Source organism: Lacinutrix salivirga, assembly GCF_053604675.1.
In genome coordinates, this window is record NZ_JBSHNP010000141.1 from 1 (window position 1) to 20,559 (window position 20,559).

15 protein-coding genes and 1 pseudogene are annotated in these 20,559 nt (G+C 29.6%); 14 read left to right on the top strand and 2 right to left on the bottom strand.

Features of this window, described 5'->3' with window-relative positions; genetic code table 11:
• Both ACVC5O_RS13785 and ACVC5O_RS13790 read left to right on the top strand, forming a co-directional pair.
• Window positions 1-1,674 (top strand): PKD domain-containing protein (locus tag ACVC5O_RS13785; RefSeq protein ID WP_452222071.1); only part of this gene is annotated, 1,674 nt, incomplete at its 5' end.
• A gap of 3 nt (window positions 1,675-1,677) precedes the next feature.
• The gene (locus tag ACVC5O_RS13790; RefSeq protein WP_452222072.1) at window positions 1,678-2,400 is read left to right on the top strand and encodes a hypothetical protein; all 723 of its coding nucleotides are present in this window, start codon (window positions 1,678-1,680) and stop codon (window positions 2,398-2,400) included.
• 14 nt (window positions 2,401-2,414) lie between these two features.
• Here ACVC5O_RS13790 and ACVC5O_RS13795 read toward each other — a convergent pair whose 3' ends face one another.
• Together ACVC5O_RS13795 and ACVC5O_RS13800 are read right to left on the bottom strand one after the other, a co-directional pair.
• A complete protein-coding gene (locus tag ACVC5O_RS13795; RefSeq protein WP_452222073.1) occupies window positions 2,415-3,305 on the bottom strand; it encodes a zinc-dependent peptidase in 891 nt (296 codons plus the stop codon).
• 33 nt (window positions 3,306-3,338) lie between these two features.
• Entirely contained in the window at window positions 3,339-5,720 is a 2,382-nt protein-coding gene (locus ACVC5O_RS13800; RefSeq protein ID WP_452222074.1) for an O-antigen ligase family protein, read from the bottom strand.
• 932 nt (window positions 5,721-6,652) lie between these two features.
• Here ACVC5O_RS13800 and ACVC5O_RS13805 point away from each other — a divergent pair.
• The 12 genes and pseudogenes from ACVC5O_RS13805 to ACVC5O_RS13860 form a co-directional block, all read left to right on the top strand.
• Window positions 6,653-7,873: pseudogene (locus tag ACVC5O_RS13805) on the top strand (type IV secretory system conjugative DNA transfer family protein); the annotation flags it as partial.
• 438 nt (window positions 7,874-8,311) lie between these two features.
• Window positions 8,312-10,537: a S41 family peptidase gene (locus ACVC5O_RS13810; protein WP_452222075.1), complete on the top strand. Its 2,226-nt coding sequence runs from the start codon at window positions 8,312-8,314 to the stop codon at window positions 10,535-10,537.
• Window positions 10,538-10,555: 18 nt separating this feature from the next.
• On the top strand, window positions 10,556-11,695 hold the full coding sequence (locus ACVC5O_RS13815; protein WP_452222076.1) for a hypothetical protein: 1,140 nt from the start codon (window positions 10,556-10,558) through the stop codon (window positions 11,693-11,695).
• A gap of 159 nt (window positions 11,696-11,854) precedes the next feature.
• A complete protein-coding gene (locus tag ACVC5O_RS13820) occupies window positions 11,855-12,952 on the top strand; it encodes a glycoside hydrolase family 3 N-terminal domain-containing protein (protein WP_452222077.1) in 1,098 nt (365 codons plus the stop codon).
• A gap of 5 nt (window positions 12,953-12,957) precedes the next feature.
• Window positions 12,958-14,097, top strand: coding sequence for a hypothetical protein (locus tag ACVC5O_RS13825; protein WP_452222078.1), 1,140 nt, complete (start codon window positions 12,958-12,960; stop codon window positions 14,095-14,097).
• A 60-nt stretch (window positions 14,098-14,157) separates the two neighbouring features.
• Window positions 14,158-15,090, top strand: a complete 933-nt coding sequence (locus ACVC5O_RS13830; RefSeq protein ID WP_452222079.1) for an aspartyl protease family protein — start codon at window positions 14,158-14,160, stop codon at window positions 15,088-15,090.
• A 71-nt stretch (window positions 15,091-15,161) separates the two neighbouring features.
• Entirely contained in the window at window positions 15,162-15,578 is a 417-nt protein-coding gene (locus ACVC5O_RS13835) for an SRPBCC domain-containing protein (protein ID WP_452222080.1), read from the top strand.
• Window positions 15,579-15,609: 31 nt separating this feature from the next.
• Window positions 15,610-16,431 carry an alpha/beta hydrolase gene (locus tag ACVC5O_RS13840; protein WP_452222081.1) on the top strand — a complete coding sequence of 274 codons (822 nt, stop codon included), beginning with the start codon at window positions 15,610-15,612 and terminating at the stop codon, window positions 16,429-16,431.
• Between the two features lie 142 nt (window positions 16,432-16,573).
• Complete coding sequence (locus ACVC5O_RS13845) at window positions 16,574-17,647, top strand: hypothetical protein (RefSeq protein ID WP_452222082.1); 1,074 nt, start codon at window positions 16,574-16,576, stop codon at window positions 17,645-17,647.
• A 67-nt stretch (window positions 17,648-17,714) separates the two neighbouring features.
• Entirely contained in the window at window positions 17,715-19,370 is a 1,656-nt protein-coding gene (locus tag ACVC5O_RS13850) for a serine hydrolase domain-containing protein (protein WP_452222083.1), read from the top strand.
• Between the two features lie 15 nt (window positions 19,371-19,385).
• Window positions 19,386-19,769 (top strand): hypothetical protein, encoded by a 384-nt coding sequence (locus ACVC5O_RS13855; protein ID WP_452222084.1) that lies wholly within the window; start codon window positions 19,386-19,388, stop codon window positions 19,767-19,769.
• A gap of 129 nt (window positions 19,770-19,898) precedes the next feature.
• Window positions 19,899-20,552: a hypothetical protein gene (locus ACVC5O_RS13860; RefSeq protein ID WP_452222085.1), complete on the top strand. Its 654-nt coding sequence runs from the start codon at window positions 19,899-19,901 to the stop codon at window positions 20,550-20,552.
• Window positions 20,553-20,559: the final 7 nt, after the last annotated feature.

The following is a 20,559-nucleotide window of genomic DNA, read 5'->3' on the forward strand; positions in this document are numbered from 1 at the left end:
ACTATTAGTGGTTTACCAAATGTAGATACACTTACAGACCAAACAGCATGTGATAGTTATACACTGCCTACTCTTACAAATGGTAATTATTTTTCTGAAACCGATGGTTCAGGAACCGCATTTAGTGCTGGAGATTTAATATCTAGCTCGCAAACCATTTTTATCTACAATCAAGTAGGAACTCCACCAAATAGCTGTGCTAACGAATCTAGTTTTAATGTTACTATTTTAAGTGCGCCAGCAAATCTTACTTTAACTCCAAATACAAGTAATACTATTTGCGAAGGAGAGACTATTAATTTTGAAGCAACTGCCGATAATACAGATAGCTATACCTTTTATTTAGATGGTAATTTAGTTAGCTCTTCAAACAGCTATACAACAGGTATCAATCTAGAAGAAGGCACCTACCAATTAGAAGTTATTGCACTAAATAACAATGGCTGCTCTACATCTTTAACTACAACATTTCAAATTATTGAAGGTTTAGTTATTACAGATATAAATGTTACCAATACTAATGGAATTGAGACTCTTAATTTTTGTGAAAATGAAGATATAATAATCTCTACTACTTCAATTAATTCAACTAACGCTACCCAATTTACCTTATTTGCAAATACTGAACAAATAGAGAGCAATAGCACAGGATTTTTTACTTACACACCTAACGATATTACAGATGTAAGCTCAATAAGCTTTACTGTACAGGCTTTAGATACTACTTTAGGCAACTGTGGCACTACGCAAGGAGAAGTTTTAATAAACATTAATCCTCTACCAGAAATAAATACAGCCTTTATTAATGATTTACCAAATCAATTAGAATTTTTAACAGGCGAAACCATTATTTTAAGTTGGGATGCTATTGGCCAAGAAGCCTATAGAATTTTAAAAGACAATGTTCAAATCTTTCCAACAGGATCAAGTTTTGAAACCGGAATTGCAGATACTTACATTATTGCTAATAATAATGCTACAGATAATTTACATAGTGGAGTTTACACAATTGAAATTATGAATTCTTGCGGAACAACCTCAATAAATAGACCCATTATTATTGTCGATCAATATCTAGAAATATTTCATACCAAACCAGAAAATGAAGTCACAGAAATTAATGATCTTGGCGAAGAGGTTACTTATATAGAACTAGAACAAGATGAGTTTTTAGGGTTTTATACAGGAATAGTTAACCCAATATACCAACACATTTGGGATTTTGGAGATGGACATACAAATACTGGCGAAACAGTTTATCATTACTTTAATGAAGAAGGCTTTTATACTGTTAGCGTAGATGTAACTACTGTAATTACTGGTATAACTAGAACCGAAACACTTACAAAATTAATAAAAGTAAAACCTTATGATGGTATTGCTGTTGTAGATGCAATTAATCCTCCTGCTAACGATGAGTTTAGTTTTTTTCCTAATCCTGTTCAACAACAATTAAATTTAAAATTAACTGTATCTAATACAACACAAGTGGTATTTAGAATTCAAAATTTAAATGGAATAGTCCTTTTTGTTGAAGAGTTTACTGCTACTGAAGGGGAAAACACGTATTCATGGTATAATCCTTTATTTAATGCAGAAGGTGCTGGTGCTGTATATATGGCAATACTAACCTATAATGGAGAAAGTAAAACATATAAATTAATAAAAAATTAAACTATGAAACTATTCTCAAAATATTTCTGTCTAATTTTTTTCATAATTGTAATGAGTTGTGATGATAAAGATGCATCATTATCAGAATTAAATGTTAGTCCAAATTTAGAATATTTCACTAACGATAGTAATGGTTGGAATAATATAAACGGAAGTATCATCCAAGGTCATGCTAAAGTATGGACACCTGCTAATAACTTAAATTATCCTGTTGCTTTTAGAGCTAGAGATTTTAATAATAATTTTGGAACATTAAGTATCAATTCTTTATCAGAAGAACTTATATTTTTTATTAATGATACTCCTTATGTAAATACAGCTACTGTAAACCTTAATTCCCTATCGTTAGCAGTAAGAAATAATCAACCTACAATTAAAACCTTTAATGTAACTGTTGAAGATACTTGGGGCGCACAAGAATCTGCCTATTTTGAAATTAAATTTCATGAAAACTTAAGTCCAATTTCAGGATTATCATTAGAATTAGTTGAAGAAATTGCAGATAACGAATATTTGCTAGATGCTTCAAGTAGTTTTGATCAAGACAACTATTTAGGCGGATTTATAGTAGAATATGAATATATTATAGATGATGTGGTTATTACAATTCCTATTAATCAAATCTATCATGTGTTTAGTCAAGGTCAACACACTATAAAATTAAGATGTAAAGACAATGATGATGTTTGGTCAGATCAAATTACAACGACACTTACAATTCCTTAAAAAACGTTATAAAATTAATACCCAGCAAAATTAAAGTTGAGCATCTCTTTTACTTTAGCATATATTCTTGGAAATTTAGATCGAAATTGCTCAGGTGTTTCTATAAAGTTTTCGACTATTACAGAGATAAATTCAAATTGATTTTCAAAAGCATAATCCCTTAAATATTCCGAGTTAATAAGGTTTTGTTTTAACAATGCATTATCATCTAGCATTTTTGTTAGCTCATAAAACGAATCTAAAAAAATTGCTGAACTGGTACTGTATTTTCTTGATTTTAAAAATGAAAAATGCATAGCGTGAATACATTCATGAACACCAAGATTAATGTTATCGTTAGTAATTTTATACCCTTTCAAAAAATCTTCCCAAGAAAAAATTAAGGCTTTATATGCCATATTAAATTCACCTTTGTGCATTTCCTTGTTAATTGTAGAGAAGTATATTTTTGGATAAATAATTACTTTATTTATAGTTTCTATTTTATAGTCTCTATATCCAAAAGTAAGTTTAGCAGCAGTAGCTGCAACCAAAACTTTCATAGTAGTTGTAATTTCAATATCTTTTCCTATAAATTCCCAATTTGTAATATAAAACTGGACTCTATGGTCAAAATTAGTTTTCTGCTTTGGAGTTAATCGATTGTAAAAATTAAAGTCTTGATTCAAGATTTCTTTAAACTCATCAGGCAATTGATTCTTTTTAAAATAAATGTGATTAAAAAATTGCTTTTTCCTAAATAATTCTACTTGTGCCATTTCAAAAAAATTAAAAACACCTCGAAAAAGAACTACGATTACAAGTATAGTTGTTACTAAAGTTAATAATAGAATTATAATCCTAAAAACAAGTGGCGACTCTTTTTCTTGTAATAGTATTAAAACATTTAGCGTATTACTACTCATGCATTTTAAAATTGGCTATTGTGGGTAAAGTAATTAATCTATTTCTTTTAGTAACTTTTCTCTTAATTTAATGGCTTTTGGATATCCTTTTTCAATGCTTCTTTTAAAATCCTCTTCAGCCATTTTTCTGTTTTTTAATCGCACATAACATAGAGCTCTATTATACTCTGGCTGGCCATTAGACATAAAGTTAGAATCAATAACCTTAGTTAAATTAGGTATGGCATCTTCATACTTTTTAAGTTTAATTTGTACTAAACTCAAGTTTATTAATATGGCATTATTGTTAGGCTCAACTTCCTTTACTTTAAGAAACTCGGCTAATGCCTTTTTGTATTCCTTATTTGTAAAATATTGCATTCCCAAATCATAATATTTTTTGACAAAACGTTGGTCTTCGGTTCTTGCAGGTTTTAGCTTTGTTACTTTGTTTTTATTAGTAAATTGAAAACGTTTTTTTCTATGCTCTATTAATTGTTGATTTCCTGGATTTAAACTAATTGCAGTATCTATAATTTTAAGTGCTTCCTTACTGTTACTGGTATAATGCACTCTGGCAATCCATTCATCTGTATCATTTGGTACTTTTTTTAAATAGGCATCTGCTAATTCTAGTATTTTTGTCGTATCCTTTTTTTCTTTATAATATTTTCTAGCTATAATATAATTTGCTTTAACCGATGGTTGCATTTTAAAGGTCTTTTCAGCATAATACCTTGCACTATCTATATTTTTAAATTTATCTACTTGATAAAATAATATGGCTTTAAATCCATAATGCTCGTGTAAGTTAGGCGTTAATTCTATTGCTTTATTAATGTGGTCCATCGCCAAGTCATACTTCCCTTCTGAATAAGCAAACATAGCTTTTGGATGCTCTAAAGACCTACCTATAGTACCTATAAGAGGGTATTTTGGTAAGTCATTTGCCATTTTGTTATATGGTATATCGTAAGTCGTCGTTAATAAGTCCTTTCCAATAAAACTATCATATACTATTTTTTGTACAAGTGAAGACTTAAATGCCTGAAGATTAGCGATAAAAGACGCTAACCCAACTACAAATAAAAGTATAAACGTTGGTTTAAACTTAATTTTATAAGTTGTCCCATTTAATGCATAAAAACTTAACAAAACTGCAACAAGAGTGTAATATTGTATTTGTATTGGTGCACGCTCTTGAGGAAAATTAAAAAAGGCATCAACCATATAGGCAATAACAGACAAAAATAAAATCAAATAAATTAGTCGATCTTCCCTATTGGCTTTATTAAAAAATAATTTAAAAACTATTACAAGAATAATTATTAGACCTACACTATAAAAAGTGAAGCCAACAATACCAGTTTCTGCTAGTATTTGTAAAAAATCATTATGAACTCTTTTTGGATATTTATATTGGTCAACCGAGTAAACCTGTAAGATATTCTGTTTAGATTGTAATTTCCAATTTCCTATTCCAACTCCTATAAATGGTGATGTTTTAAAATCATTTAAAGCAGTATTCCAATACACACTCCTATTACTATCGCTTGTTAAAGAACTATCAAAATCATATTGGTAAAGCTTATCCACTTTTTTTGGAAAAAACAAATCTTCGAAACTATTAAACGCACTACTCTTAATTCTATTGGTATTTAATGAAAGAAAAATGGCAACTAAAGTGAAAAGCACTAAAGGCACAATTTTTTTTAATAATGAATTTATAAATTGTGTTTTATTAGACAGTAAATAGACAATCGAAAACAGGGTTAAAATAAGAGCTAAACTTAAAGAAGATGTTCTGGCACTAGTAAAAAATACTGCTGTAATAGTTAAAACTATTATAACTGCTGAAAAATATTTCCAAAATTTATTAAAATAAATAAATGCATAGATTGCAAAAGGAAACTTTATAGCTAGACTAGTTGCTAAAATATTAAAACTACCATAATTATGTTTTAAAGACTTAATTAAATCTAAACTTCTGGGAACATTACTTTGTGAAAAAAAATGACTACAAACAGTATATACTTCAAATGCTAAAAATATAATCGCAGTTTTTACTAAAACATTAAAATAGGCTTTAGGGTTGTGTTTTATTATAAAAAACAAGATTAGAAATCCAATAATAATAGTAGATAATCTAGAGATTTCGAAAACACTTTCTGAAATTATATCTGCTTTAAAAACCGAAATCCAGGCAGCAATAAAAAACAACACTATAGAGCTAAAGAATAGGAGTACTAATTTATTTTTAAATTCTAACTGAAAATCTTTGCGCTTAATATAAATATAAATTAAACCTATAATATTTAATATAGAAATATATAACCACTGTGAATATGCTGGCTCAATTGAGCCAAAACTTGGTATAATTCCTGTACAAAAATATAATACAATTAATATGATGCTTAAAACTTTAGACTCGCCCATAAAATATTTTTTACTACTTTAAATACTATTGTTAGCCATGCTTTGATAATGAAAAAAAATTACTTACAAATTCAAGCAAGCTTGATTTCACCTTTTTGTTTTTAGGATTACTTCGCTGCGCTTCGTGATCCTCAAAGCTACGCTTTGATAATGAAAAAAAATTACTTACAAATTCAAGCAAGCTTGATTTGACTTAATTTTTTTTCATTCATTCGTGACCGCGATGGGACAAAGTTCGAACTTTTTGAACGACGATGTGAATCTAATCCTATCTAAATTAACTTAATTTGAAATTAGACATGTAGGTTTTGCTATTTATGGTAAGCCTTAAAAGCGCAATACTATCAATAGGTTTTTAATGGTCCAGGCTTTAATATTATTGATTGTATGAAGCCAAGTTATTTTAAGAGATATGATTTACGTTCATTAATAGTTTTTATGCTATTTAAATGTTTTTGAATAAGATGCTTTAGGTTATTTCTTGAATCTAGGTACTAAACTTGTAATACCCTTACATCAAGGTTGCAAATTACGTTTCAATAAGAAGTAATTATAGACAAATGATACTAAAAGTTCGAAAAAGTTTCATTCTGTAAATACGGAAAGCCTACAATTGAGTTAGAAATAATACTTTTTACTATAAGACTGATTTCAACCCATAAGTGTTTAAGTTTCCCTTAATTAGAACTGCTTAGTTTTTCAAGATTATTTTTTTTATTTTGTTTTTAATTCCTCTGAGGCTAGCCCCAGAGTTATTAAGCTTGGCGGATTTTACTGGTGATATTTCCCCTAAACTGTTGTGTAGTCTTTTAATTGTTATAATCATTCATCCAAATTTGAATTTGCTTTCCTGATTAAATATACTTAAATCTATTTCGTGCATTTGACACCAATCATTTGGTTACAAAGTCTATACTCCATGTATTTTTAAGCTCATTTATTACTTCTTTCAGCATATTAGCGCCCATCAATATTCTGGTATTATACACGATTACAAGAATTTTGAACTTACCGAAATAGCCTACCCTTGATTTAAAGGTAAGGACGTAAAATTCCATACTATTGCTTTTGACCAAATCCATTATTGTGTCAATCCGATTGCACCAAGGTATTTTCCCAATGAGGAAAGTGTCAATGAATTATCCAAAGTTCTTATCGAGAATCTTCTGGAATTTAATGAGTCCAGCTCAAACAGTACCTTAAAATTCTTTAACGATGCCGTTGAAGGCTTATTGGACGGAATGATATGGAAACTTGAACAAAACACCCACAATTTTCCATCTTACCTCAATTGATTGCTATTTTTCAATCAATAATCACCAAATAATTGGTTTCCTTTTTAAGTTCCAATCTTACTTCAAAAAGTATGTTAAGTGCTTTTATTAACGGAATGGATTCCGATAAACAAACCGCTGGTGTAAAAAGCACATTGGTCAATGCTTTAAAAAATAAGTTCACAGCAATTGTTTATGGCACTATCGAAAGATGAAGTGCCGCTGAACATAAACAGCAAGGAAAATCCAGCTGTAATTTCCATAGTAAATCATCCGAAATATGAATCAGCCTATTCGCCAATCATTGCAGCAATTATGCACACGGTTATCAAACAAATGAGCGTTAGAGGGCAACAATCTTCATTTTTAATGATGGAAGAAGCACCTACCATTAAATTACTCAATATGCACCGAGTTCCGGCTACGCTTAGAAGTTATGATATAGCCACCATCTATGTGATGCAGGACAAAGTTCAAAATGATATTATGTATGGTAACAATATGAGCAAAGCCATTTTGAGCAATTTGTCCTATCAATTTTTTGGAAAGGTCAACGATCCAGATACCGCCAAGTATTACGAGCGTTTTTTTGAAATCATCAAAACACCTACGCACAGCATCAGCAAAAGCACCGGATTAAGTTGGGAAAGCCGTGTAACCAAAGGCGAAAAAGAAGTTTCCAAACGACGAGCCGATGTTTTCTTTAGATTGAAACAAGGCGAGTTTATTGCCTTTGCAGATGGTAAGGATAAAAAGGTTCAATTCAAATTGCAAGCCATCCAAAAAGAAGTACCCAAAAACGTTAAATTATATTCTAAGGATATTTTGAAGTTGAATTATGAAAGGATTTATCGGGAAGCGATATCAATATGTAAATAACAGATATTTGAATACCTAAATAGACTACCAACAAGGTATAATTCTGCCTAAAGAGACAAATAAATGAAAAATCTATAAGTAGTTTAGGATTGTGATTTTAAGGCTAAAACATTACTTAACTTAAGTGAACGTTTTTTGTCGAATACTAATTTATATTAGCACACGATCAACATAAAAAATCAAATTTTAAATGATAAATTTTAAACAAATCTATTTATTGTCTTTATTGTCAGTGTCTTTGCTAACGACAATAGAAACACAAGCTCAATTCGCATTGGTAATATAGCATTTGCTAAGGTAGGTTGCTTAACCAATTTAAAAAATAATAAGACCCAAAATAGTAAAGAATTAACTGAATCTTGCAACAACTCTAAAAATTGGAGCGTCTATAACATATAAAAATAATATTTAAGACAAGCTAAAATTAAATAAGCTAATATGAAAAACCTAATTTTAAAAACCCTTGTTTTATTTGTTTTAGGACAAACAATAGTATTTTCTCAAACAAATAAAAATTTAAATCTTGATTTTGAGGTAATCAATAGTAATAGGTTTCCTGAAAATTGGAAAAATAATGCTCAAGGCAGCTATACAACTCAATTAGATTCAACTACAGTTCAAAAGGGTAATTATTCACTAGTTATAGAGGGTAATAATGAGGCTGACAATGTTAATGTTTTGGTATCTAGCTTATCTGAAAATTACAAGGGGAAAACCATTGTCTTTTCAGGTTATATAAAAACTGAAAATATCACAGAAGGGTATGCTGGTTTATGGATGCGAATAGATCCTCAAATTGCATTTGATAATATGATGCATAATGGAGTAAAAGGAACTACTGATTGGCAGAAGTATGAGATAGAGTTACAGATGAACCCCGAAAAAACAGATAATATTGTTTTTGGTGCTTTGTTAGTGGGAACAGGAAAGATGTGGATAGACAATCTTAAAATTACAGTAGATGGTAAAAGTGTTGAAGATGGCAATCTAGAGATAATTAAAAGAGAATTAAAACCTGCTGAAGAGGACAAAGCTTTCGATAAAGGGTCGGATATTTCGTTTTCAGATTTAGATAAGGAAACAATTAATAACCTAGATTTACTAGGAAAGGTTTGGGGGTTTGTCAAATATCATCACCCTACTATTGCTGCTGGAGAATACAATTGGGATTATGAACTTTTTAGGATGTTACCAAACTACCTTAAAGTTAGTAACACCAATGAAAGGGATAAGCTACTAACAGATTGGATAAAAAAATATTCGTCAGTGCCTATTTGCGAAAATTGTAGTAAAAGTATTGAGGGTATTGATCCTAAAACAGAATTCGCTTGGATAGAAAACTACGATGTTTCATCAGAGTTGAAGGCTTCAATTAACCATATATTTAATAATAGAAATCAAAGAGATAATTTTTATGTTTCTCTAAAGGAAGGAGTTCAAAATCCAGATTTTTCTAATGAGAATACATATCTTAATATGCCTTTTCCTGATAAGGGGTTTAGGTTACTGTCTTTGTATCGATATTGGAACATTATTAACTACTTTTTTCCTAATAAGCATATAACAGATAAAGACTGGGATACAGTTCTTAAAGAGTATATTCCTAAATTTTTAAATGCAGAATCAGAGCTGGATTATGAGCTGGCTGCTTTGCAAATAATTGGAGATGTAAAAGACACCCATGCTAATTTATGGGGAGGCGGAGATAAAATTCAAGAATTAAGAGGTAGTTTTTATGCACCTTTTAAAGCTGAATTTGTAGAAAATAAATTTGTTGTTACAGATTATTACAATCCTGAATTGGCAAGTGTCTCAAAACTCAAAATAGGCGATGTAATTACTAAAATTAAGGGTAAGTCAATAAAGCATTTAGTGGATAGTTTAAGTATTTATTATCCAGCTTCAAATAAGCCTACTAGATTAAGAAATATTTCTGAAGATTTGTTGCGTTCTAATGATAAGATCATTGAGGTAGAATATATCACTAGTAATAAGAAAAGTATACATCATTTAAAACTATATAAAGGGAATGAACTTAATATGTATTATTGGTTTAAGGTTAATGAAAATGAAAAATGCTTCAAAATACTAGACAATAATATTGGCTATATAACCTTGGCAAATATTAAAGATGAAGATGTTCTGGAAATAAAAAAACAGTTAAAAGATACCAAAGGAATCATAATCGATATACGTAACTATCCATCAGCTTTTGTCCCATTCTCATTAGGGAGTTTTTTCATGGATGAACCTACAGACTTTGTAAAATTCAGTAAAGGAAATGTCAATAATCCAGGGCAGTTTACTATTAATGAAAATACAAAGATTCCTGCAAGTGAAGATTATTACAGAGGTAAGCTAGTTATTTTAGTTAATGAAAAAACGCAAAGTAGTGCCGAGTATCATGCCATGGCCTTTAGAGCTAGTAAAAATGCAACCGTAATTGGCAGTACGACAGCTGGTGCAGATGGCAATGTTTCTCAAATATTCTTACCTGGTGGTTTAAGAACAATGATTTCTGGAATAGGTGTTTACTACCCTGATGGAACTAATACACAACGAGTGGGCATTGTCCCTGACATAATCATAAAACCTACTATAAATGGAATTAAAAGTGGCAAAGATGAAGTACTTGAAAAAGCTATTCAAATTATCAACGAATAATTATTATTTATATGCTTTATGGTTTCTGAAACAAACACGACAGTAAGTCCTTGGAGTACAATAAAAAAGATAACATTTAGATTCTTTTTTGCATATTTTCTGTTATTTATTTTAATAAATAATAATTCTGCTTATCCAGAGTTTAACCGTATTTCAACACTTTATCAAAACTTTCTTTATGAGTTTATTCCATGGGTAGGAAAAACGATTTTAGGGATTACTTATACAATACGAACAGGCTCTAATGGAAGCGGGGACACAACTTATGATTATGTATTGTTTTTTACCATATTTCTATTCGCAATTTTAACGACTCTTATTTGGTCTATAATAGATAGAAAATCATCCAATTACAATAAATTATATTATTGGTTGACAGTGGCCATACGATTCTATGTTGGGTTTATGCTTATGAATTATGGCTTTGCCAAATTATTTAAAACACAATTTCCTAACCCATCATTATTCAGGCTTACAGAAATCTATGGTGACTCTTCACCTATGGGATTAGCATGGACAATTATGGGGTTTTCTAAAGGATACAATATTTTCATGGGTATTGCGGAAGTTGCTGCGGTATTACTACTATTCAGAAAAACGGTTACAATAGGTGCTATTATTTCTTTAATGACCGCATTAAATGTAATGGCAGTTAATTATTTTTTTGATATACCAGTGAAAATTATTTCAACACATTTAGTACTATTGCTTTTATTTTTATTGGCAGAAAATTATCATGTGCTGATCAAGTTTTTCTTTACCAATCGAACAGCACTTTTATCACACTCTAAAAGGCCTTATTTTAAAAATAAGGGGATAAATAAAGCTCTAAAAGTTTTTAAAGTACTTATTATAGGGATTTCTCTTTATAACGTTTACAATTACACCTTTAAAATTTATCCAAATTTTAAGGGGAAACCTCTATTATACGGACTATTTGAAATGGATAATTTTCAAAAAAACGGTGAAGAACTAATTCATTTTAAAGATACAGTCCGTTGGGAAAACATGCAGATATACAATACTAGATGGCTATCTGTTAAAAAACTTAATGAAACACTATACTTCAAACATGATATAGACACAATTGAGAGAAAAATAACTTTAACAAAGTTTAGTGACTCAACAAAATCATACATAGTTGATTATAAACAATAAGATTCTATATATAACTTTAAAGTAATTATGGACAACGATACTTTAACAGGCAATTTTATTCGTAAAACAGAAAAGGACTTCTTGTTAATGAATAGAGGTTTTAATTGGATAAACGAAATACCTTTAAATCGATAAATCTAATAATTGAATAGTTTTTAAATGAAAAAATTAATTTTTACATATATTTTTTTAGCTGGTACTTTTCTTATCTATGGACAATCAAATCAACTACATAATTTTTATAATTATGACCCGGTTATTGAACACAAGGTAGATGGAATTTTCAATTCATTAAACGATACCACGCGTGTAGCTCAAATGATTATAACTTCGGCAGGAGAATTGGGAAAACCCAATGATGTGGTTTTAAATATAGTTAAGGAAAATAAAGTTGGAGGCGTTGTATTTCTTAAAGGTACAAAAGAAAACCACAAGAAACTAATAGGTAGCCTCAACACCATTTCTAATAAAAAGAATCAAATTCCATTACTTTTTTCAATAGATGCAGAGCCCAGTCTATTCAATGGTAGGTTAAAAGGCACTGAACCGATTACGAATACAATTGATATTAAAACAGTTAAGCAATCTGATTCTATTGCTAGAACAATAAATAATCATTTACTTCAAATTGGTTTTCATCAAAATTTTGCACCTGTGGTTGATGTAAGCCCGAACAATGAGGCTATTAAGAATAGAAGTTTTGGAAGTGATAAACATCAAGTCATTACCTTAAGTAAGAAATTTATAGAAACTAGCCAATCACAAGGTATAGTAGCTACCGCCAAGCATTTTCCGGGTCATGGATTGGTAAAAGGAGACACACATAAAAAATCGGTCTATATTGATGGTGCTTTACAAGAGTTAGACGTATATCCGCCACTCATTGAAGCTGGAGTATTATCTATCATGATGGCACATATTACCATAAAAAACAACCCGGTTTATAACACGAATGGACTTCCTGCTAGTTGCTCAAGAAATATAGTAACAGGGTTATTGAAAGAGAAATTAGGCTTCAAAGGTATTATCATTACAGATGCACTAAATATTATGAAGGCGGTTACCAATATTGACAATGCACCATTGTTAGCCTCAAAAGCAGGCAATGATATGTTGCTGATGCCGATTGATGAAACCGAAACCATTAACTCTATTTTAGATGAAATGAATAAGGATGAGGCCTATAAACAACAAGTGTATACATCTGTAAAGAAGATTATTCGTCTGAAAATTTGTTTGGGATTAATTAAAATATAAAGATAATGAAAACAATTCGACTTATAGCTATTTGTACTTTTATGCTAAACCTGTCTTATGGGCAAGTTAAAGTGCAAAGAAACTTCAATTTAGAATTAGCGGAAAAAGACAGTATAAAATCATCAGTTTTAGAAAAATCTTTAAATGGATTTTTAACAGAAGCTTTAAACAATTCTTTTTCCCAGAAATATGTGGATAGATTACATCTAAAACAATACAATTTTTTCTTTAGAAAGTTAGCAGGAATAGGTCATGATAATGAATCCATAAAATTTAATGACCCAAGTATATTAAAGTCGTTTACCCCAAATGGTGAAGATTATAAAATTACCGTTGCATTTACTGGCATACAGGATGGAACACCTTTCGTATTTCAAATTACAGAATTGAAAGCTATTCCTTATAAAGGTTACTATCGTTTTTATTGTCCTTTTGAAGAAAATACAGCAAACTTTAAATCAAAGACGTTTAAGAATGTAACCTATCATTTTAGTAGTTCAATCAATGAAGAAAATGCTGAAGATTTTGCAGATTTTAAAGATAAATTATCAGCCTTAACAAAAACACAAACTACCCAACTAGACTATTATTGTTTTGAAAGCTTGGACGAACTATTAAAATCATATGGTTTTTTATATAGTGCTAGACAGTGCAATTTCTTATGCTACGATTTAGGCTTTACTGATAATGGTGGCAATATATATATGACGGGTACAGGTAATGAAAATTATGTTTTTGGTTACATAGGAGATTATTTATATTACAATCTTCCAAATCAAGAAAACATATATTGGCCATTTGTTCAAGGTCTATCAACGTATTACGGAGGCTATGGATTGAGTTATGAAGGTATAGATGAGTTAAAACAACAATTCAAGGATGAACTTCGCAAGAATCCAAACATTAATTTTTTGGAAGAATTTAAAAAAGGTAGAAAATCATCCATAAATCGTCATTTTACTTATTATGTAATCAGTGCCTTTTTAACGAATGAAGTGTTGGATAAAAAAAGTTTTGATGAGCTTTTATTACTGGTTTATTCTGGAAAAGACGGAGAGCGATTTTTTGAAAACCTTGATAATGCTATAGGAATTAACGAACATAATTTTCATGAAAATATTTTGAGTCTAATAAATAACAGATAAAAGCAAAGTATGAAACAAAATTTTAATATCAATAGTAAATATTAGATAAGGCAAAACGTTATGAATAATCAAAATATCTTCAAAATTATTAAAATAGCCTTTTTAGTATGTATTTGCCAGATTGGATATGGACAAGAAATTATAAAAAGTAAAAAAGAAAGTGATGTTGATTCTATACCTTTTCAAATAACTAGTCATAACAACATAGTTGTATCTGTAGTTTTGAATAAAACGGATACATTAAATTTAATGTTGCATACAGCAGCTAATTCAGTAATATTAACTAAAAAAACTACTAAAAATCTAAAGAATATTCATTGGGGTTCTCAAATTGAATTAGGAAGCTGGGGAGGAAGAGCTACATCAAGATATAGTAAGAATAACACAATAGAAATAGGAAATATAAAAAGAGATAATGTTACTGTATGGGAAGATGAAAACTCGGGCCCAACTACAGACGGTAAATTTGGTCTCAACTTTTTTGAGGGTTATGTAATTGAGATAGATTTTGATAATAGTATAATTATTCTAAATAAAGAGCTTCCTAAAAAAATAGAAGAATATGTAAAAATGCCTTTGCTTATTAAAAATGACAGGTTTTATATTGAAGCTATAAGTAGCATTAGCGGAGTGGAATATAGAAATCAATTTCTCATTCATTCCGGTTATGGTGGAGCGATTTTGTATGATGATAAATTTGTTGCTGATAATAAAATAGGCGAGAAAATTAAAATAATAGACGAAAAGGAGTTGAAAGATTCATTTGGTAATACACTAAAAATTAAAAGAGGTGTATTACCAGAATTGAGATTAGGAACTTTAAAGCTGATAGATGTTCCCGTAGGCTTTTTTGAAGGAAAAATAGGGAAGCAACAAATGAGCGTATTAGGTGCAGATGTGCTTAAGCGTTTTAATGTGATTATTGACTCTAAAAGAGAACATATTTATCTTAAAAAGAATCAGTTAATAAATATGGATTACACCAAATTTTAATAAGCAAAAGCGAGTTGTGGTGAATTTGATGAAAATAGTGACTGAACTTAAATTTATATAAAAAAATTGAAATGGATTATTCTTTAAAAGTTCGAAAAAAAATTGAAATTGAAGCTAATATTAGTGATATATGGAGAATGTTAACATCGAATGAAAAATTATCTGATGTTTTAAAAATGTCTGTAAAATGTAAATCCTGGAAAAAAGGGGAGACAATAAGTTTTAGTGGACTAAAAAATAATTTGAAATTTACAGACAAAGCAATAATAACAGAATTTCATCTGAATGAACGATTAACTTATACTTATTATAAATCAGGTTCTGATGATTATACCGAATTGAGTTTTTTAATAAAACAAAAAGGAAAAGACACTTCCGAACTTATTCTAAATGGAAAAGGGTTTTTAGATTCTAACGACAAAGCTCATTCAGAAAATGCTTGGAAAGAAATGTTGAAAATATTTAAAAATGGAATTGAAGAAAAATAAAGCCTCTAAACGACAAACAAAAAGAATATTAATGAAAACCATATCATTAATTGGAATATTACTCTTTTCGATTACACTTTTCGGACAAGAAGAACTTGACCCCGACAAATATTATGCGGAATCAAAAACTGTATTTATCGAATCAAAGGTTTATAAGAAAAAAAGAGAGTTACAAATATTCATTCCTGACGAATATGTTTGGGAAAAAGATAAAAATTTCAAAGTTCTCTATCTTTTTGACGCTCAAAACACGAGGATTTTTAACTACATATGTGGAAATATTCAACTTCTGTCAATGAACACAATAGAGCCAGTAATTATTGTTGGAGTTGTAACAGAAGATAGATGGGATGAGTTTTTACCAACTAACAATCACGAAGAGACATTGGAGAGATATGAACCACCAATGGGGCATGCGGATAAATTAATCGAACACATTCAAACCGAAATAGAACCATATCTGAAAAAAAATTATCGAGTTCAAGATTACCGATTGGCAATCGGACATTCTTTAGGAGCAACTTTTATAACATACGCTTCGATGAGAACAGACAACCTGTTCGACTACAACATACTTTTGAGTCCTAATTACAATTACGACAAAAAACAATTTGTGGACAGATTTAAACAGTTTGTGAAAACTGATTTGTCAAAAAATAAGGAGTTCTACTTTGAAAATGGTTATGGCGACAATTACGAAAAGGAATTTGACGGACCATTACAAGAAATCATCAAGATTCTTGAGAGTTCAGATAATGAAAAGATAAAATGGAATTATAAAAAATTGGACATAGATAATCACGGACTGATTTGGTTAGGAGTTTACAATGGGCTTTTAAACTGGAAAAAATAACTGCACATAACAATGCTAAAAACAATTAGAGTGAAAGTGATAAACTAAATTATAAACATAAAACAAAGGTCAATGCAAAGCCGAAAGGTTTGAGAGTAGAAATCCGCTACTACTCATACACCTAAACCGTTTACTAAAAATTATGAAAAGAATACTCTATATTACAATATTCACTACTTTTTTGTTTGGCTTAAATTCATACGGGCAAGCTTGTGGAAGTGGCACTTATTACTGTCAATTTATTAGTTCTGACTACAAAATATTGACCAATTTAAAATATGAATTTTTACCGCTGAAAAAAGACGTTTTAACAGATAGTGAATTTGAAAACAAGTATAGAAGTATTTATTATGGAATACCTTTAAGCAAGGATGAAGCCAAAGGGTTGGTTTCAAATTCACAAGATTTATCAAAATTGAAGGGGTTGACAACTTGCTTAAAAAAAAGCGGTTTAGATTCAATAGGTATGCACAATTCAAACTTTGAATTTCACACGTTTGAACTTCTTTATCATCCATTAATTTTAAAAATCACATCCGATAATGAAAATTATTATTTTTTAGGCAATTTTTTTGGAGGGTGCAATCGGCAAAATGTATTCGTTCTCAACCATACTAGTTTGGATATAAGATCCGATGTGAATTTAGATGGTTATTACGATATTGTTAATTTAACAGGAGTTGAACAACTAGGAGGAAAAACATTTGATGTTTACCTGTATGACCCTTTAAAAAAAACATACCAATATGCTAAAGAATATTCTGAAAGTACTCTAGAAAAATCAGAAGCGTTTTACGAAGATTGGAATATTTCGCACATAGTAAATAAAATATATGCTCTGTATGATTCTACTTTCCTAGTTATACAAAATTTTGTTAGTGGAAATGGGAATCATTATTACGACAACATCCTTGTCAGTCATATATCCTTTTCTAATCAAAAAATAGAATATTTGCCTTTCTATATTCAAGATGAAGAATTAAAAAGTCTTAAAAGTAAAAATGGAAGCATAGAAATAGCCCAACATCAAGGTTTCAACTATCAAGATAAAATGGTTTTAGCTTATAATGAAAAAACTAAAATAATAGAAATTCAATTCACTAAATTTAATGCTACAACCAATACCAATACAGGAAAGAAAATCAATATGAAATTTGAACTTATAGATAATAGGTTTCAAACTATATTAGAAAGTGTAAAAAAAATAATGGATTAACAATGCTTAATAAATAAAACTGTAAAAATCTCGAATTCAAATTATTAATATAAAATCAATCAAAAAAATGAACATTAAAAACATAATACTATTACTTACAATTCTTTTTTCATCTTCAACATATGCTCAGGATATGACCGAGTATACAAGTGGTTGGGAAGGGAAAATTGAAAATACAAAAACATTCAATTTAAAAGTTGAAATAGAAAATTTAGGACTTGAAAATGCGAAATTCAAAATTTCGAATAATAAGAATATTATTGACTATCCATATGCTTCAAACAGCTCTTCAATATTAAAAATACCGTTTGCAGAAAACTATTTCTTTGAAGGTATACTTTCTAAACACGGTCAAGAAATTAATGGGTTTATAAAATCTGGAATGCTTTTGTATCATTTAAAACTAAAAAGGTCAACAAACAACGTCTACACAGGAACTTGGAATCTACTAATGGTAGATGAATTAAAATCAGATGATTTTTATTTAAGTGTTGAAAATGGAGAAGGAAATGATTATCAAGCTTACCCTGTTTTTGGCGATAATCGATTTACAGGAACTTGGTGCGATAATTTTCAAAAAGAAAATGACATTATTTCCTTTACTGATTTTAAAACAGGATTGCAGTTTAAAGGAAAATTAATGAAGAATAAAATACAATTAGGCATCTATTTGGGCAAATATGAAATTTCACAAGTAATATTAAAGAAATCTACAACCGATTGGAAAATTGGTGGATTCCACAGTGATAATAAAACGTCAATTATCAAACTTTCCGAAATGGAAAGGCTTATTTCAAAGGATTCATTAATTAACACGCATTCTGTTTTAATTTCAAAAAAAGGAAAAGTTATTTATGAAAAATATTTTGATGGCTATAACCCAAACATTCCACACGATATGAAATCAGCATCAAAAAGTATTTCATCTGCTATTGTTGGTATTGCAAAAGACAAATCATTATTAACAAGTGTTGAGCAATACATATTTGATTTTCTACCAAATAAATATCAAACACATAAAGACAGTATAAAAACTAAAATTGATATTAAAAGTCTATTAACAATGAGTTCAGGATTAGATGCCGACGATTATACGAGAGAAAGGAAATCACTTGCATCAGAGAACAGTTACCAACCCACACGAGATTGGACAGAAACGGTTTTAAAAGCAGAAATGATAAATGAACCAAATACAGAGGCAAATTATGGTTCAGCAAATCCATATTTGCTTGGTATTGCAATGGATTCTATTGTTTCTAAACCATTGGAATTGTTTATGGATGAAAACCTGTTTCAAAAACTTGAAATTTCAAATTATATTATACAGACAGATAATACAGGGAAACCTTATTTTGGTGGCGGTATGTATCTAACGCCAAGAGATATGCTAAAATTTGGAGAGCTATATCTTAATAAAGGAAAATGGAAAACCAAACGTATTTTATCTAAAAAGTGGGTTAAAAACTCATTTAAAAACTACCGTAATCTAGAGAATGTACCTAAAAAAAACGGATATGGTTATTTGTGGTGGCACAATACCTATCGAGTTAACGGAAAGAATTTTGAGGCTGTTGAAGCCAGAGGAGCTGGAGGTCAATATATTTTTGTTATTCCTTGTTTAAAAACGGTTACTGTAATTACATCTGGAAATTATAGAAATGGAAAAACACAACAACCTGAATTAATTTTTGAAAAATACATTTTACCTAAACTTAAAAATTAAATTGAAACAAAAAAAATGAAAAAAACAATTATAATACTATTAGCAGTTTGTGGAATGCTTTCTTGTTCTAATTCCGATTCAGAGCCTAAAATCTTAAATGGAATTTTAACGGGAGAATTTATCGAGGTGACACCAATAAGCAATAGAACCACATTAATTTTTAGCTCTAAAAGTAATCAACTTCAAGAAAATAGAGTTTTGGATGGAGAGAATCTGATTTCTAGAACATTCTCAATTCAACTAGTAGGTGATGGAATGATTGAGTTAAGTAGTAACGAAGCTGACGAAACAACGTCAAAAGTTTTTCATTATCAAATTATTAATGATGAAACTTTCGAAATTGGGAATATCAATTCCGGTGATGATGAAGATACTATTATGACATTTAAACGAATTTAAAATTACTCTGTAAGAAATGACCAAAATGCACTTTGAAATGAACAAAGAATATTATCAGGACGAAGGAATTACAAAACCTAAATTGTATGAACACACGTATTGAAATTAAAAAAGTTTTAAACTCAAAAGATGGTTGATTTAAAGAAAAAAAAAAGCAATGTATTTACCCAAATATTTGTCATTTACACACGATATTTAATTGGTGGAACATTTGTTTTTGCAAGTTTGATTAAAATTAAAGGAAATCGCTTTACAAGTGAAAGTGGCGAACTAAACCCAATAAATAGTGCGTGGCATTTTTTTGAAACGATGTACCAATCTGGTTTGTATTGGAAATTTATTGGATTTGCACAATTAATGGCAGGGTTTTTATTAATGACCCAAAGATATTCCAAGTTGGGGGCTTTGTTTAATCTTCCAATTATAACAAACATTTTTATAATAACGCTTTCCTACTATTTCGCCTTCACGCCAGTAATAACAGGGTTAATGCTGTTGGCAAACATTATGTTAATAGTTTGGGATTGGAACGAACTAAAAGTGTTGGTAAACTTACCCCAAGATATTTATAACGACAATACATTAGAAAAAGACATCTTATGGCAATTTGTTGGGCTCACTTTATTTTTGTTCACATTTATTTATCGCCTGTTTATTGACAAATACAATATTGTTTTTTGGTTTTTAGTTTGCTTTTCTTTAGGAACAATTGGATTGATTTTAGGCTTGTATAGAAATTGGAAACAAAAAAATAATAATGAAGAAATTAATAAAGACATTTAAATTAATT

Excerpts from the sequence above, each read along its gene's own strand:
- ACVC5O_RS13820 (WP_452222077.1), top strand. The coding sequence starts at position 11,855 with ATGAAAAAATTAATTTTTACATATATTTTTTTAGCTGGTACTTTTCTT.
- ACVC5O_RS13840 (WP_452222081.1), top strand. The coding sequence starts at position 15,610 with ATGAAAACCATATCATTAATTGGAATATTACTCTTTTCGATTACACTT.
- ACVC5O_RS13815 (WP_452222076.1), top strand. The coding sequence starts at position 10,556 with ATGGTTTCTGAAACAAACACGACAGTAAGTCCTTGGAGTACAATAAAA.
- ACVC5O_RS13835 (WP_452222080.1), top strand. The coding sequence starts at position 15,162 with ATGGATTATTCTTTAAAAGTTCGAAAAAAAATTGAAATTGAAGCTAAT.
- ACVC5O_RS13860 (WP_452222085.1), top strand. The coding sequence starts at position 19,899 with ATGGTTGATTTAAAGAAAAAAAAAAGCAATGTATTTACCCAAATATTT.
- ACVC5O_RS13830 (WP_452222079.1), top strand. The coding sequence starts at position 14,158 with ATGAATAATCAAAATATCTTCAAAATTATTAAAATAGCCTTTTTAGTA.
- ACVC5O_RS13810 (WP_452222075.1), top strand. The coding sequence starts at position 8,312 with ATGAAAAACCTAATTTTAAAAACCCTTGTTTTATTTGTTTTAGGACAA.
- ACVC5O_RS13790 (WP_452222072.1), top strand. The coding sequence starts at position 1,678 with ATGAAACTATTCTCAAAATATTTCTGTCTAATTTTTTTCATAATTGTA.
- ACVC5O_RS13845 (WP_452222082.1), top strand. The coding sequence starts at position 16,574 with ATGAAAAGAATACTCTATATTACAATATTCACTACTTTTTTGTTTGGC.
- ACVC5O_RS13825 (WP_452222078.1), top strand. The coding sequence starts at position 12,958 with ATGAAAACAATTCGACTTATAGCTATTTGTACTTTTATGCTAAACCTG.
- ACVC5O_RS13850 (WP_452222083.1), top strand. The coding sequence starts at position 17,715 with ATGAACATTAAAAACATAATACTATTACTTACAATTCTTTTTTCATCT.
- ACVC5O_RS13795 (WP_452222073.1), bottom strand. The coding sequence starts at position 3,305 with ATGAGTAGTAATACGCTAAATGTTTTAATACTATTACAAGAAAAAGAG.
- ACVC5O_RS13800 (WP_452222074.1), bottom strand. The coding sequence starts at position 5,720 with ATGGGCGAGTCTAAAGTTTTAAGCATCATATTAATTGTATTATATTTT.
- ACVC5O_RS13855 (WP_452222084.1), top strand. The coding sequence starts at position 19,386 with ATGAAAAAAACAATTATAATACTATTAGCAGTTTGTGGAATGCTTTCT.